This is a genomic window from Phytomonospora sp. NPDC050363 (assembly GCF_040655735.1).
Lineage (GTDB): Bacteria > Actinomycetota > Actinomycetes > Mycobacteriales > Micromonosporaceae > Phytomonospora.
Genome location: NZ_JBFAKK010000003.1, coordinates 439,942 through 454,088, shown reverse-complemented (window position 1 = coordinate 454,088; position 14,147 = coordinate 439,942). Strand labels below are relative to the sequence as shown.

Sequence of the window (14,147 nt, the reverse complement as noted above, 5' to 3'; positions counted from 1 at the left end):
ACGAGAGGAGCGGCGATGCGGGCCACGTGCGAACCCGAGCGGCGGTCGGTCATGATTCCCCGGCCGTGCCCGATGCCGGCGATCGGCGCGTACGGGCCGGGCCGCTTCACGATCTGGATGTGGGCGCCGGTCCTGCTCATCGACCCGCTGCTCGACGCCGGCGACCGCGCCCCCGCCTGGCTCGCGTGGTCGGCGGTACTGGCGACGTTCGCGGCCTTCACCCTTGCCGTGTTCGCCGCCTACTCCGGCCGCCGGCCCGGTGACTCGCGACCGGTCGTCGCGCTCCTGGCGGTCCAGGCAGCCGTGACCTTCGCGGCGGCCGCCCACTACGGCGACCACTGGTTCACGCTCTTCGCGCTCCTGGCGCTGGCCTTCGGGTCGGTCGCGCCACCCCGCTGGGCGCACCGCGCGATCCTGCTGGTCACCGTCCTCGGCGCGCTGGTGACCTGGTGGCGCTCGGAGGACTGGACGCAGACGTGGGTGACGGCGCTGACGACCTTCCTCGCCGGCTTCGGCACCTATACCTTCCACCGGCTGCTCTCGGCGATCGCCGAGCTGAACCGCACGCGCGAGGAACTGGCCCGGCGGGCGGTCGACCAGGAGCGGCTGCGCTTCTCCCGCGACCTGCACGATCTGCTCGGTCACACCCTCTCGGTCATCGTCGTGAAGGCCGAGGTGATCCGCCGGGTACTCCCCGCCGACACCGGCATGGCCGCCGCGCACGCCACCGACATCGAGTCGATCGGCAGGCAGTCCCTCGCCGAGGTGCGCGAGGCCGTCACCGGCTACCGGGAGGCCGACGTGGCGCGGGAGCTGGACCGCTCGCGGATCGCGCTGGACGCGGCCGGCGTCGAACTGCGGGTCGAGCGCCACGGCGAGCTCGCGCCGCCGGTCGACGCGCTGTTCGGCTGGGTCGTGCGGGAGGCGACGACGAACGTGATCCGGCACTCCGGTGCGCGCTCCTGCACGATCACGGTGTCGGGCGGGGACGCCTCGGCGGTGCTGACCGTCGCCGACGACGGTGACGGCGGGCCCGCGCGGCCGGGTGCGGGCGAGGGGATCCGGGGGTTGCGGGAGCGCGCCGAGGCGCTCGGCGGCAGGCTTGAGGCGACGCGGTCGCGGCGCGGTTTCACGCTGCGGGTGGAGGCGCCGACGACTACGGAAGGAACGGGCGAGTGATCCGGGTACTGATCGCCGAGGATCAGGCGATGATGCGGGGCGCGCTGGCGGTGCTGCTGAATCTGGAGGCCGACATCGAGGTCATCGCCGAGGTCGCCGACGGTCTCGCGATCGTCCCGGAGGCCTTGCGCACGATGCCCGACGTGGCCCTCCTCGACATCGAACTGCCCGGCGCGAGCGGCCTCGACGCGTGCCGTGAGCTGCGCGCGAAGCTGCCGGACTGCCAGGTCGTCATCGTCACGACCTTCGGCCGCCCCGGCTATCTGCGGCGGGCGATGGAGGCGGGGGCGAAGGGCTTCCTGGTCAAGGACGGGCCCGTCGACGGTCTGGCGCGCGCGATCCGCGCGGTCCTGGCCGGGGAGACGGTGATCGACCCCGACCTCGCCGCCGGCGCGCTCAGTGTCGGCGGGAATCCGCTGACCGAGCGCGAGCGCGACGTCCTGCGGGCCGCCGGGGACGGGTCCTCGGCGGCCGACATCGCGAGTCGGCTGCACCTGTCGGACAGCACGGTGCGCAACTACCTGTCCTCGGCGATCGGCAAGACCGGCCGGAACAACCGGATCCAGGCCGTGCACACCGCCCGGGAGAACGGCTGGCTGTGAGTCAGGCCGCGACGGCTTCCCGGCGGTAGTGCTTGGTGGCCTCGACGACGTGGAGGAACGCCTCGACGGTGGCGTCGAGCCGGGCGCTCAGCGCGGAGTCGGCCAGGTCGCCTTCGGGTGTGAAGGCGCGGTCGGCGGCGGCGAGGGAGAACATGTCGGGGTGGAGGCGCGCGCCGATGCCTTCGAGGGGGACGCGCAGGGCGATGAGGCCGCGGTGTCCGCCGACGGGTCCGGGCGAGGCGGACATGAGCAGCCCGTTGACGCCCGTGGTAGGCCAGGGCTTGATGCGCGAGACCCAGTCGATGAGGTTCTTGAGGTTGCCGGGCATCGAGTAGTTGTACTCGGGCGAGACGATCACGACGCCGTCGTGGTCGCCGATGCGCGCGGCGAGCTCGTGCGCGCCGGCGGGGACGCCTTGTTCCTCCTGGAGGTCGCCGTCGTAGAGCGGGACGGGGAAGTCGGCGAGGGTGGTGCGGGTGACATCGGCGCCGGTGGCGGCGATCCGGCGGGCGGCGAACTCGGCGAGGGCGGCGTTGTAGGAGCCGGTGCGGGTGGACGCGGCGAGGACCAGGAGACGAAGGCGGGACATGACGGGAACTCCTCTTTAGATGACGTGTCACATAAACCTAGCGCGATTTATGTGACACGTCAACTAAGCGCTAGGCTGAATCCATGAACGAACCGCGATGGCTCACCCCCGACGAGATGCGCGCATGGCTCGGCTACCGGCGGATGCGCAACCTCCTCGACGCCCGCATCGCCCGCGACCTCGCCGACGAGGCCGGCCTCTCCGACCAGGACTACGACGTGCTGTCGAACCTCTCCGTCCTGGAGGGCGCCCGGCTGGCGGTCGGCGAGCTGGCCGCACGACTGCGCTGGTCGCACAGCCGGACCTCGCACCACCTGACCCGCATGGAGAAGCGCGGACTGGTCACCAGGGAGGCCGATCCCGCCGACGCGCGCGGTTCGCTCGCGGTGCTCACCGAGGCGGGCATGTCGGCGATCGTGGAGGCCGCGCCGGGGCACGTCGCCTCGGTCCGCGCGCACCTCATCGACATGATGACGCCCGAGCAGGTGCGAGCACTGGGAGACATCGCCGACGCGGTGCTCACGCGCCTGGGGCACGAGGGCGCCTAGCGGCGCGCTATGCTCGTGACCAGAACACCAATCTGGTCACGAGTCACGGAGTTTCGCATGGGCCGCACCGACCTCGTCGCCCGCGCCGACGGCATCCTCGACGCCGCGCGCGACCTGCTGCTGCGCCATGGCAGCCGCCGCGTGTCCGTCGACGACGTGGCCAAGGGCGCCGGCGTCGGGAAGGGCACGCTCTACCTGCACTGGCGCACCCGCGAGCACCTCTTCCTCGCCGTCGCCGCCCGCGAGGCGGCCGAGATGATCGACGGAGTGGCCGCGGCGATCACCGCCGACCCCGCCGAGGTCGCGCTGCACCGCTACATGCGGCGCTACTTCGTCGAGGCGATGCGGCGCCCCGTCCTGCGCGCGGTCTTCACCCGCGACACCGAAACGCTCGGCGGCCTGGTCGCCGATCCTTCGCGCCGCCCGCTCCAGGACGCCAAGATCCTCGCGTCGGGCGAGTACGTCGCGCTGCTCACCGAGGCCGGACTCCTGCGCGGCGACCTCTCCCCCGCCGACCTCGACTACACCCTCCCGACGATCGTCTACGGCTTCTTCGCCATCGAGCCCTTCCTGCCCGCCGGCCTCCCCCTCGGCCTCGACGCCAAGGCCGACCGGCTCGCCGAGACCCTCCGCCGCGTCTTCGAACCGGCCGAAGCCCCCGACCCCGAGCGCCGGGCGGCGATCGCCGCCCGGGCCGCGGCGTCCTTCACCCGCCTCGCCGACGGTTTCCGCGAGCTCGCCTACGGCCACACCCCTCAGGAGCGACCATGAGCCACGACATCACCGGCCTGCACCACGTCGGCCACATCGTCGCCGACATCGGCGCGAGCGCCGAGATCTACCGGCGCCTGGGCTTCCACGTTTCGCCGCCCGGCTTCCCAGCCTGGCGCGACGATCCGGCACAGTCGGGCAACAAGCTCGTGCCATTCGGCGCGGGCAACGCCCACATCGACTTCCGGCACGACTTCGTCGAGCTGGTCACCGCCGGCGGCGCGGACCTGCCCGCCGACGCCCGGCTCATTCCGATCGACGTGCCCGTGGACCGCCGCGAGGCGACCTTCGGCGCGATCAGGGCGACCAGCGCCTACATCGGCGAGTTCCTCGCCCGCTTCGAGGGCCTGCACATCACGATGTTCGAAAGCCCCGACCCGTGGGCGACCGCCGAGCGCCTCGACAGGGCCCAGATCGCCTACCGCGGGGTGCACCACATCAGCCGTCCAGTGTGGACCGAGGATGGCCGCGTCTCCACCGAGGCGGCGTCCTACCTGGGGTTCGGCGCCGACGCCCGTATGCCCGAGGGCCGCGTCGGGGCGGCGTCCAACGCCCCGCCCGCCGTCCGCGAAGCGCGCAAGATCCCCGCGCACGCCAACGGGGCCACCAGCCTGACCGACTCCGCCTTGTGCGTGCCCGACGCCGAACTCGACGCCCACGCCACCCGCTACAGCGCGCTCCTGGACCGCGAACCGCGCCGGGTCGACCACGGGCGGATCTTCGAGCTCGGCGCCTCCACGCTGACCCTCGTCCGCGCGAGCCGCCTCAACCGGCTGCTGCCCGGCACGGTCGCCCCGGGGCTGCCCGCCTTCGTCTCCTTCACCACCGCCGTCACCGACCTCGACGCGACGGTGGATCTGTTGCGCGGCAATGGTTTCAACATCGGCCGGACCCTCGGCGGCGATCCCTTCGTACCCGCCGCCCAGACGACCGGAGCGACGGTCGTGTTCACCCGGGCATGACCGCCGGGCTCGTGTCGAAGGTGCTGAAGGCCGACCACAGCACCGGAGAGTCGGCCACCGAACCGCCGGCCCGCCACGCCGCGAGCCGCGACCGCTGCCACGCGCCGAGGGCCTCGACCGGGTCCTCGGCGTCGTGCGCGGAGTCGACGGCAACGACCGCGTCCTGAAGCGGGCGGCCGGCGCCGCCGGCGCGTTCGACGGCGAAGTCGGTGGCCAGGGTCCAGCGGGTCGCGGTCACCAGTTCGGCACCGCCCAGGATCGCCGCGGAGGCCAGTCCGAGCGTCTCGGTGAAGCGCAGGTCCCCGCCACTCTCGCAGGCGATCAGCGCCACCCGGCTGGGCATCGGGTAGCGGTCGGTCCCCAGCAGCAGGTCCTTCGCCGAGAGCGGCCGGTGGCCGCGCAGCACGGGCGCGAATCCCTCCGTCTCGGCGGTGCAGGCCAGATGGAGCTGCGCGTGCTCGCCCTCCCCCGACTCGGGAACGGCGGCCGTCGCGTGCCCCACGTACAGGAGCCGTCCGGCGCCCCCGCGCAGGACGCCTCCCAGCCAGTCGCGGTCGACGTCGGTACGGCGGAAGGCCTGCACCGGGTCGCTCACCGCGGGCCGCAGCCTTCCGGCGAGCCCCGCGACGTGCACCGCCAAAGGCGCCTCGCCGTTCATGCGGCCCAGCACCGAACCGAGCCGGGAGTCGGCGCGGAAGCCGGGGACCCGGGGATCGAGGACCGCCACGATCGGCAGTTCCCGCGACGACGCCCACTCGCGGACCTTTCGGCCGGGAGCGTGCGCGACCCCGGCGGGCGCGAGCACGCTGACGTCGGCGATCTCGATGAGGCGGATGTCCTCGGGCTCGGTGGCCAGCAGTTCCCACGGGATCTGCGCGATGCGCGGAGAGGGCTGGATCCGCAGGCGCGGGCGGATTCCGGCGGCGTACATCTCGTCGAGCCGCACGGCCAGACCGGGTGGAAGGAGAGCGCGGGTGAACTGCCGGGCGAGGGCCAGTTCGCTTTCGTAGCCGGAGAAGGCGCCGGTGGTCAGTGCGGCCTCGACCCCGTCGATGCCGGCGAGTTCACCGGGACCCGCGGCGCCCGGGCCACCACCGAGACCCGGCAGAGCGGCGGTGAGCGCGCCGACGGCCGCGTCGACGCCGTCTTGTGGGAAGTAGGCCGCCTCGGCGGTGTGCAGGGAGTCGGTCCAGCGCCAGCTCGCGTACAGGTGACCGGCGTCGGCGTAGCGCAGCAGTACGGTCGGCTGATTCACCACGAGGGGATCGTCCCTTCGGCGCGCACGGGCATTCCGTAACGCTCGGCGGCCCTGGTCAGGTGGACGTCGAGGGCGACACCGCCGTGCGGGGTGAGCGCCAGGCGCGGCGGCAGGGCCAGCGCGAGCCCCGGACCGGCGGCGGCCTCGGCGAGGGCGGTGCCGATGGAGACGGGCACTTCGGGCGGGTACATCAGCGCCTCCATCCCCTGCGGCGGTTCCTCGGCCTCGACCCGGTGCTCCAGGGTCGAACCGGCGCAGCGGGACTCCACGAGCTGCGCCACGAGCGGGCCGTTCCCCGAGCGGGCGGCGACCCGGAAGGCGAGCCACAGCGCGGGTTCGGCGACGTTGCGGCGCCACTGGTCGCGCTGGCGTCCGCTGGCGAGAGTGCGGGCCACGGCGTCGACGGCCAGGGCGGCGGGCACGGCGAGGTCGGCCGCCCGGGCGAGCATGGCCGCGTCGTTCTCCTGCTCGAAGAGGGTGGCCATGATGACGTGGATCTGAGCGGCGCGGATCGGCAGGCCGTGCGCGGTCTGGGTGGCGGCGGTCGCGGCGAGCAGCGCCTCGCCTCCGGCGCGGTCGCCGGCGAAGTAGACGACCACGCCCTGCCGCCCGCGCGCCTCGGCGGCCTCGACCGGCTGGCCGAGGCGTTCGAACAACTCGGCGCTCGCGGCGAAGCGGGCACCGGCGTTCGGCATGTCCCCGCCGGCGGCGGCGAGCAGGCCGAGCATGTCGAGTCCGGCGGCGGCCTGGTGGAGCATGCCCGCGGCCTCGAAGTAGGCGTGGGCGGCGGTCAGGACTGGCTCGGCCTCGTCGAGGCGGCCCGAGCGCAGGTACATCTGGCCGAGAGACCGGCGCATCCCGGCGGCTCCGGCGGTGTCGCCGTACTCCTCGAAGGAGGCGAGGGCCTGTACGCCGAAGTCGACGGCGAGCTCGACGCGGCCGGTGTGCAGGGCGATGTCGGCGAGGTTCATCAGCGCGACGCCGGCGAAGTGGGGGCGCTGGGCGGTGACCACCGCGAGGCAGCGGGTGCCCAGCTCGTTGGCGCGGGCCCAGTCCTCGCGGTAGGAGGCGAGCATGGTCAGCGACATCAGGGCCGAGATGCGCAGTTCGACGCGCTGTTCGTCGTCGGCGACGGGCGCTTCGCCGTCGAGGATCGCCAGCGCGCGGTCGAGGGCGACTCCGGCGGCGTCGTAGTCACCGGTGGCCATGAGGGCGGGCGCCTGTCCGAGCAGGACGATCACGCGCAGTCCGGCCAGCGCGTCGCCGGTGGAGCGATCGCACAGGTCGAGCGCGATGGCGAGCATCGCCAGGGCGCCGGTGTGGTCGCCGAGCGCGGCGGCGGCGTGGGCGCAGTTGGTCAGGCAGTGCGCGCGGCGGTCGGACAGTGCGGGTTCGGTGGCGGCGGTCAGTGCCGCGCGGTCGAAGGAGTCGCGGGCTGCGTGGTTGTCGCCGCGGGCTAGAGCGGCGAGGCCCTCGTTGAACAGGGAGGCGGAGAGGTGGTCGGCTCGGGACACGTCAGTAGTCCGTCTCGGTCTCGGCGGCGGCGGACTCGGCGCGGAGGGGTTCGGCGAGCGTGCCGGCCCGGATTCCGTCGAGGCGGGCGTGCGCGAAGGCGCGGACGCGGCCGCGCAGGTCCCGGTCGGCGGCGGCGACCGGTGGCGCGAGGCCGGGGAGGTGGACCTCGACGGTGATGTCGGGACCGGTGGCGCCGGGCAGGGCCGAGTCACCGATCCAGGCGTCCTCGCGCAGGCGCAGGGCGATCTCCTCCGGGGCTCCGGTGACCGTCGCGTGCGGCCACAGGTGGGCCGGGACCGTCGACGGCAGGCCCGGCGCGGGCACGGCGGTGACGGCGACCACCGTGCGCGCCGCCAGACGCGACACCTGCCAGGAGACGGCCTGCTCGGAGGCGTCGATCAGGCCCGGTGGGCAGCGGCGCCAGTCGGTTCCGGTGGTACCGCGGGCGATCGGGATGCCGGGGTCGGGTCCGGTCGCGGGCCCGGCGGCCAGCGCGTAGGCCGTCGGGCCTTCCAGCGCGGGAGCCGCGACGTGGGTTGTTTCGGCCTCGGTGTCGGCGAAGAGGAGTTCGCACTCCTCGGTCAGTTCGGCGATCTCGGCGTTGAGCAGGGTCTCGTCGAGCGGTGGGATCGCGTCGATCGTGGAGGCGGGCCACCAGCGGGCGGCCCAGTGCGCGTAGGCGAGGCGGGCGGCGGTGCCGGCGAGTTCGGGAAGGACGGGCGCGTAGTCCGCTGTGGAGTCCGGTGCCTCGGCGGCGGCGACGGCGATCTCCTCGCCGTAGAGCGCCCAGATCCACGACTGCGCGGCCTCGGGGTCGTCGAGGACGGCGACCGGTGCGTCTGCGGCCAGCACGCTCCAGGTCAGGTGGCCGCCGGCGACGTCGAGGACGGCCGCGTCGACCTCGGGTTCGTCCGGCGGGAGGCCGTCGTGCGGGGTGATGACGAGGGCGCCGTGGCGGTCGCGGAGGATCCTCACGGTGTCACCGACAGGGCCCGGCGGACGCGGTCGCGGTGGTCGAGGATGACCGAGCGCGCGACGCCGTCGAGCACGTCCCACAACTCGCCGTCGGCGACACCGGCGCCGCGCACGTCGCGGCCGTGCAGTCGCGCCCAGAGACGGCGCAGGTAGGCGGGTCCCGGCCTGCGCAGATCCTCGGCGACGCGGGCCAGCGGCTCGGTTTCCGCCTCGGGCGACAGGCGCAGGCGGCGGGCGCGCAGGACGTAAGCCTCACGGCGCCAGCGGGCGTTGACGGCGCGGTGACCGGCGGTGTCGCCGCCGCCGTCGTCGGCACCGAGCGGGCGCAGTCCGACGGCGAGGCGCGCGCCGACGGTCGCGACGACGCGCAGGTCCTCGGCGTCGAGCGCCCACGGCTTGCAGGCGCGCTCGATCTCGGCGTCGACGAGTTCGGCGACCGGCGGCAGTTCGGCGCGGTCGGCACTGGTGCGCAGGGCGGTGAACACGCGCTGGTAGACGCTGCGGTCGAAGGGCGCGGCCGGAGCCGTCCCGGCGGTGCCGAGCTCGGGTGCGGCGGGCAGTTCGCGGTCGGTCAGGCCGAGCGACCGCGCCGGGTTCGCACCGGCCGCCAGGACGGGCCGACGCGTCCAGAGCGCCCGGCCGGTGGCGGTCCCGGCCCGTGCGGCGGTCAGGCCCCGGAGGGCGGGCCCGGGGTCTCCGGCGGGGCAGGCGTCGAGGACCTCGGTCAGGCCCGGCTCGTGCGCTTCGGGGAGCGGGGTCTCGTCCCGCGCGGCCCAGGCCCGCTTGATCACCGTGTCCAGTTCGGCGGCGAGGACGGGGTCGGCCAGATGGGTCTTCAACGCCTCGACGGTCCGGCCGCCGGCCGAGCCGTGCAGCTCGCGCAGGATCTCCTCGACCCCCGGCCGGTCCCGCACCGGGTCGGGCGGGCCCTCCAATGTGGCCAGTTCGAAGCAGCGCTGGAAGTAGCGGTCCTGCGGGTGCCCCTCGGTGATCCGCAGCAGCCGCCGCACGCGCTTGAACAGCGCGAACCAGTCGGCGGTCGCGGCGAGCACGCCGGCCGCCGAGGTGACCAGCTCGCGCAGCAGTGCCGCACCGTCAGCCGCGACCAGCGGCCCCGCGCACTCCGGATGCGACACCGGGCGGATCACCAGCGGGTCGAGGATCAGCTTCACCGTGCGGCTCAGCGGCGCGCCCTGCGGGCCGCTGAGCGACTGGACACCGCGCAGTTCCCGCCACACCTCGTGGAGCACGAGGGCGCGCGGACGCTGCGGGACGGTCGGCATGCGGCCATCCTATGGGCCCGGTCACCCGAACCCGCAAAACCTGGGATCGGTAGCCGCCGGCGGCTCCATACCTTCGGTCCATCGAGTGAGTCCGAGGAAGGAAGACCCATGAAGAAGATCATCCGCAGGTCCGTCACCGCCCTGGTCATCGGCGCGATGGCCTTCTACCTCTGGTACGGGCTGACCGGTCAGGGCGAGACGGAGTACAGCACGGTCGAGAACTGGCTGGGCGTCACCGCGATCATCCCGCCGCTGGCCCTCACCGCCTTCATCATCGCCTTCGTTCTCACCGGCGACAGCGTCATGACCGCGCTGACCGGCAAGAACAGTCCCGAGTTCCGCGACGCGCCGGTCGGCATGGGCACCGTCCTGTCGGCCGGCCCGACCGGCACCGAGGTCAACGGCCAGCCCGAGATCCGCCTCGAACTCGAGGTGGTCGGCGGGCGCGGGGAGATCTTCCGCAGCCAGGCCAAGGCGATCCTCCCCGTCACCCAGCTGGCCATGCTCCAGCCCGGCGCGATGATCCCGGTGCGCTATGTGCCCGGCCGCACCGACAAGGTCGAGCTCGACCGCTCCGGCGACCAGCACCTCGCCCGCACCGCGATGGAGCAGCTGGCCCTGCGGCAGGGGACGGTCACCGAGGAGGCCCTGCACATCGCCCGGACCGGGATCCCCGCGCGGGGAGTCGTCACGTCCCTCACCGTCCCCGGCCAGATGCGCGACGGCAAGCCCAAGCTCATCCTCGACGTGGTGATCACCCGCCCCGACGGGACCACCTTCGAGGTCCGCAAGGAGCCCTTCGTCCCCCCGGCCGCGGTCGCCAGGCTCCAGGTCGGCAGCGTCGTCGACGTCCACTACCTCCCCCACGACGAGTCGCGCTCGGCGATCTCGGTGGTGGCCTGACCCCGGGGCGGGGTCGCCGCACCCGTCCGGACCGGCGCCCGGACGGGTGCGGCTCAGCCGCCCAGGTAGCGCAGCACGGCCAGCACCCGGCGGCTGTAGCTGGGATCGCGGCCGAGTTCGAGCTTCTCCATGATCGCGTTCACGTGCTTCTCGACGGTGCTCAGCGAGACGTGCAGGCGCCGCGCGATCGCCGCGTTGACCAGACCCTCGGCGAGGCAGCGCAGGACCTCGCCCTCGCGGCCGGTCAGCTTCGCGAGCGGGTCGGCGCGGGTCGTGCGCGACAGCATCTGCCGCACCACCTCGGGGTCGAAGACCGTCTCCCCCACCCTCACCCGCTCCAGGGAGTCGAGGAACCCGGCGACCTCCGAGACCCGGTCCTTGAGCAGGTAGCCCAGACCCGTCCCGTCCTGCGCGACGAGCCTGGCGGCGTAGGCCTCCTCCACGTACTGCGAGAGCACCAGCACGCCGACCCCGCCGAAGCGCTCGCGGATCTCCCAGGCAGCGCGCAGCCCCTCGTCGGTGTGCGTCGGGGGCATGCGGACGTCGACGACGGCCACGTCCGGCCGGTGCTCGCCGACCGCCTCGACGAGCGAGGGCGCATCCCCGACGGCCGCGACGACCTCGTGCCCGGCGTCCTCCAGCAGCCGCGCGAGTCCCTCGCGCAGCAGCACCGAGTCGTCGGCGAGGATCACGCGCACGGCTCCCCCTTCGGCAGGAACGCCTCCACCACGGTCGGCCCGCCCGGCGGGCTGGCGACCCGGAACTCGCCGTCGAGGGCTCCGACCCGGCGGGCCAGTCCCGCGAGGCCCCCGCCGGCGGGGTCGGCGCCGCCGCGGCCGTCGTCGGAGACCGACACGCTCACGATGCCGGCGTCCTCGCCGAGCACGACCAGGATGTCACGGGCACCGGAATGCTTCACCGCGTTGGTGATCGCCTCGCGGGCGACGAAGTACAGCGCGGTCTCCACCGCCGAGACCGGACGGCCGGACAGTCCGTAGTGGACGGTCACCGGGACGCTCGACCGCTCCGCCACCCCCGCCAGCGCCGCCCGCAGGCCGAGCTCGTCGAGGGCGGTGGGGTAGATGCGCCACGCGACGCTGCGCAACTCGTCGAGGAGCTGCCGCGACTCGCCGTAGGCCTGCGCGACCAGGCCGGCGGCCTTGTCCGGGTCGGCGGCGTGCGCGGCCCGGCCGAGCAGCATCGCCAGGGCCACACCGCGCTGCTGGACACCGTCGTGCAGGTCGCGTTCGATGCGGCGGCGCTCGTCGTCGACGGCCCGCACGATGCCCGAGCGGGAAGCGGTGAGCTCGGCGATCCGCCGGCGCATCAGCTCCTGGCTCCCGGGCCCGAGGAAGCGGTCGGCGAGCCGGCGCTCGGCGACGGCGGTCAGCGTCACCGCGCCGGCCACCAGCGCGATGAGCACGGCCGCCCCGAGGAGTCCCAGCATGCCGGTGTTGGTCACGAGCTGAACACCCGGCATCCGCACCGGGACGGAGTCGAGCCCGCCGCGGACCACGCCCCAGAAGGTGCCTCCGAGCAGCAGTGCGGCCAGGAAGCCGCCCGCCACGCAGACGTAGCCGGCGACGGCGCCGATCAGGCCGCGCACGGCGAGGAAGGTCCGGCTCCCCTCGGCGGGCGGGGTCTCATGACCGAGCCACGACGACAGCCGCGCGCGCTCCAGCGCGACGAGGCGCCGGGTCCCGGCGCCCACGGCGCGGCGCGCGGCCGGTACCGCCCACAGCGGACCGGCCGCGCACACGAAGACCAGCTCGGCGACCCCGAGCGGCGCGCCGAGGAGCACGCCGACCAGGGTCCGAGCGATCCGGTTGCCCGACACGTTGGCGGAGTCTAGGCGTCGCGCCGGCGGAGGACGACGTACCCCGCCACCAGAGCGGCCGCCGCCCAGCCGACCAGCCAGGCGAGTCCCTCCAGCGCGGAGTACGGGATCAGGCCGCCGGTGAGGTTGTCGGTGCTGCGCATGAACGCCAGGCCGGCGAACATCGGCATCCGCATCGAGATCTCCAGCGCCGCCGCGCTGCCGCTCATCGCGAGCGTCAGAGGCAGGCCCATGACCAGCATGAACACCGCCGTCAAGGTTCCGGCCGCGCTGCGCATGGCGGCTCCCAGACCGATGGTGAGCAGGGCGATCAGCGCGTAGAACACGCCCGAGGAGGCCAGGTCGGCAAGGGTCTCGCCGAGGGTGAGGGTCGCGTACCCGCCGAAGACGTCGATGGACAGCGCCGCGTAGTTGACCACGGCGGCGAGGGCCCCGGCGAGCACGCCGGCGACGAACATCACCGGGACGAGGACCAGCGCCTTGGCGGCGAGGACCCGCCCGCGCACGGGTGTGGCCTGGAGGGTGCCGCGGATGAGGCCGGAGGAGTACTCGGAGGTGACCGCCAGCATCGCCAGCGCCGTCAGGGCGAACTGGACGAAGATCGTGGCCGACACCACCGACTCGCTGACCTCGAAGGGCACGGCCGGACGGCGGCCGTTGGTGATGTCGGCGGCCGTGGCCCCGGCCAGGGTGAGCGCGCTCAGGACCGTCAGGACGGTCGCGGCGGCCAGGCACCACCAGGTCGAGCGGACCGACCACAGCTTGGCCCATTCGGAGCCGAAGGTCCGGGCGAGCAGTCGCGGGTTCACGCGGCCACCCCCGCCCCGAACTCGACGCTGCCCTCGGTGAGTTCCTGGTAGGCCTGTTCGAGGGAGGCCTCCCGGGTGCGCAGTTCGTGCAGCCGGATGCCGGCCTCGTGGGCGATGTCGCCGACGCGTTCGATGGCCGCGCCGGTCGCGACGAGTTCGTTCTCACCGAGCCTTTCGACGTCCATTCCGGCGGCCGACAGCCTCCGCGCGAGGTCGTCGGCGTGCGGTGTGCGGGCGACCACGGCGGTCAGGGAGCTGCGGGCGATGACCTCGGCCAGCGGCGCGTCCATGATGAGCCGGCCCTTCCCGATCACGACGAGGTGGTCGGCGGTCAGCTGCATCTCGCTCATCAGGTGGCTGGAGACGAAGACGGTCCGGCCCTCGTCGGCGAGCCCGCGCATGAGTCCGCGCACCCAGCGCACACCGTCGGTGTCGAGGCCGTTGACGGGCTCGTCGAACATGAGCACCTCGGGGTCGCCGAGCAGGGCGGCGGCGATGCCGAGCCGCTGGCTCATGCCCAGGGAGAGCGCACCGGCCCGTTTGCGGGCCGCGGCGCCGAGGCCGACGGTCTCCAGGACCTCGGCGACCCGCCGGCGCGGGATCCCGTTGCTGCGGGCCAGGGCGACGAGGTGGGCGTGGCCGCTGCGGCCGGGGTGGACGGCGCGGGCGTCGAGGAGGGCTCCGATCTTGCGGAGCGGTTCGGTGAGGCGGGAGTAGGGGACGCCGTCGATGTCGACGCTGCCCGAGCTCGGGCGGTCGAGACCGACGATCATGCGCATGGTCGTCGACTTGCCCGCGCCGTTCGGGCCGAGGAAGCCGGTGACGGCACCGGGTCTGATGGAGAGGGACAGGTCGGAGACGACCGTCTTGTCGCCGTAGCGCTTGCTGAGTCCGTGGAGACTGATCACGATCTCGA

15 protein-coding genes are annotated in these 14,147 nt (G+C 73.8%); 6 read left to right on the top strand and 9 right to left on the bottom strand.

Features of this window, described 5'->3' with window-relative positions; translation table 11 throughout:
- The first annotated feature begins 15 nt into the window (after nt 1–15).
- Together AB0I28_RS10175 and AB0I28_RS10170 are read left to right on the top strand one after the other, a co-directional pair.
- Nucleotides 16–1,179 carry a histidine kinase gene (locus AB0I28_RS10175; protein ID WP_357491620.1) on the top strand — a complete coding sequence of 388 codons (1,164 nt, stop codon included), beginning with the start codon at nt 16–18 and terminating at the stop codon, nt 1,177–1,179.
- Nucleotides 1,176–1,781 carry a response regulator transcription factor gene (locus AB0I28_RS10170; protein ID WP_357491619.1) on the top strand — a complete coding sequence of 202 codons (606 nt, stop codon included), beginning with the start codon at nt 1,176–1,178 and terminating at the stop codon, nt 1,779–1,781. Before AB0I28_RS10175 ends, AB0I28_RS10170 begins: the two co-directional genes overlap by 4 nt.
- A 1-nt stretch (nt 1,782) precedes the next feature.
- Here the strand turns inward: AB0I28_RS10170 and AB0I28_RS10165 are convergent, their stop codons facing one another.
- Entirely contained in the window at nt 1,783–2,370 is a 588-nt protein-coding gene (locus AB0I28_RS10165; RefSeq protein ID WP_357491617.1) for an NAD(P)H-dependent oxidoreductase, read from the bottom strand.
- Between the two features lie 83 nt (nt 2,371–2,453).
- Between AB0I28_RS10165 and AB0I28_RS10160 the strand changes: the two genes are divergently transcribed.
- The 3 genes from AB0I28_RS10160 to AB0I28_RS10150 are packed head-to-tail and all read left to right on the top strand — an operon-like array spanning nt 2,454 to nt 4,651.
- Nucleotides 2,454–2,918 carry a MarR family transcriptional regulator gene (locus tag AB0I28_RS10160; protein ID WP_357491615.1) on the top strand — a complete coding sequence of 155 codons (465 nt, stop codon included), beginning with the start codon at nt 2,454–2,456 and terminating at the stop codon, nt 2,916–2,918.
- Nucleotides 2,919–2,975: 57 nt separating this feature from the next.
- The gene (locus AB0I28_RS10155; RefSeq protein WP_357491613.1) at nt 2,976–3,689 is read left to right on the top strand and encodes a helix-turn-helix domain-containing protein; all 714 of its coding nucleotides are present in this window, start codon (nt 2,976–2,978) and stop codon (nt 3,687–3,689) included.
- Nucleotides 3,686–4,651 (top strand): VOC family protein, encoded by a 966-nt coding sequence (locus AB0I28_RS10150; protein ID WP_357491612.1) that lies wholly within the window; start codon nt 3,686–3,688, stop codon nt 4,649–4,651. Before AB0I28_RS10155 ends, AB0I28_RS10150 begins: the two co-directional genes overlap by 4 nt.
- Here the strand turns inward: AB0I28_RS10150 and AB0I28_RS10145 are convergent.
- Genes AB0I28_RS10145 through AB0I28_RS10130 form a run of 4 tightly spaced genes read right to left on the bottom strand, consistent with a single transcriptional unit; the run spans nt 4,638 to nt 9,682 of the window.
- On the bottom strand, nt 4,638–5,909 hold the full coding sequence (locus AB0I28_RS10145; protein WP_357491610.1) for a CHAT domain-containing protein: 1,272 nt from the start codon (nt 5,907–5,909) through the stop codon (nt 4,638–4,640). The two genes, AB0I28_RS10150 and AB0I28_RS10145, sit on opposite strands and share 14 nt — an antisense overlap.
- Entirely contained in the window at nt 5,903–7,423 is a 1,521-nt protein-coding gene (locus tag AB0I28_RS10140; RefSeq protein WP_357491608.1) for a tetratricopeptide repeat protein, read from the bottom strand. The genes AB0I28_RS10145 and AB0I28_RS10140 overlap by 7 nt, the downstream gene beginning before the upstream one ends.
- 1 nt (nt 7,424) lies before the next feature.
- Nucleotides 7,425–8,399 carry a hypothetical protein gene (locus AB0I28_RS10135; RefSeq protein WP_357491606.1) on the bottom strand — a complete coding sequence of 325 codons (975 nt, stop codon included), beginning with the start codon at nt 8,397–8,399 and terminating at the stop codon, nt 7,425–7,427.
- Nucleotides 8,396–9,682, bottom strand: a complete 1,287-nt coding sequence (locus AB0I28_RS10130; protein WP_357491604.1) for a hypothetical protein — start codon at nt 9,680–9,682, stop codon at nt 8,396–8,398. Before AB0I28_RS10130 ends, AB0I28_RS10135 begins: the two co-directional genes overlap by 4 nt.
- A 108-nt stretch (nt 9,683–9,790) precedes the next feature.
- Here AB0I28_RS10130 and AB0I28_RS10125 point away from each other — a divergent pair, with 108 nt between their 5' ends.
- Entirely contained in the window at nt 9,791–10,585 is a 795-nt protein-coding gene (locus AB0I28_RS10125; protein ID WP_357491602.1) for a hypothetical protein, read from the top strand.
- A gap of 53 nt (nt 10,586–10,638) precedes the next feature.
- Here AB0I28_RS10125 and AB0I28_RS10120 read toward each other — a convergent pair whose 3' ends face one another.
- Genes AB0I28_RS10120 through AB0I28_RS10105 form a run of 4 tightly spaced genes read right to left on the bottom strand, consistent with a single transcriptional unit; the run spans nt 10,639 to nt 14,139 of the window.
- Complete coding sequence (locus AB0I28_RS10120; protein WP_357491600.1) at nt 10,639–11,283, bottom strand: response regulator transcription factor; 645 nt, start codon at nt 11,281–11,283, stop codon at nt 10,639–10,641.
- Nucleotides 11,274–12,422: a histidine kinase gene (locus AB0I28_RS10115; RefSeq protein ID WP_357491598.1), complete on the bottom strand. Its 1,149-nt coding sequence runs from the start codon at nt 12,420–12,422 to the stop codon at nt 11,274–11,276. The genes AB0I28_RS10120 and AB0I28_RS10115 overlap by 10 nt, the downstream gene beginning before the upstream one ends.
- 11 nt (nt 12,423–12,433) lie before the next feature.
- Nucleotides 12,434–13,231: an ABC transporter permease gene (locus AB0I28_RS10110; protein ID WP_357491596.1), complete on the bottom strand. Its 798-nt coding sequence runs from the start codon at nt 13,229–13,231 to the stop codon at nt 12,434–12,436.
- Nucleotides 13,228–14,139 carry an ATP-binding cassette domain-containing protein gene (locus tag AB0I28_RS10105; RefSeq protein WP_357491594.1) on the bottom strand — a complete coding sequence of 304 codons (912 nt, stop codon included), beginning with the start codon at nt 14,137–14,139 and terminating at the stop codon, nt 13,228–13,230. The genes AB0I28_RS10110 and AB0I28_RS10105 overlap by 4 nt, the downstream gene beginning before the upstream one ends.
- Between the last annotated feature and the right edge of the window lie 8 nt (nt 14,140–14,147).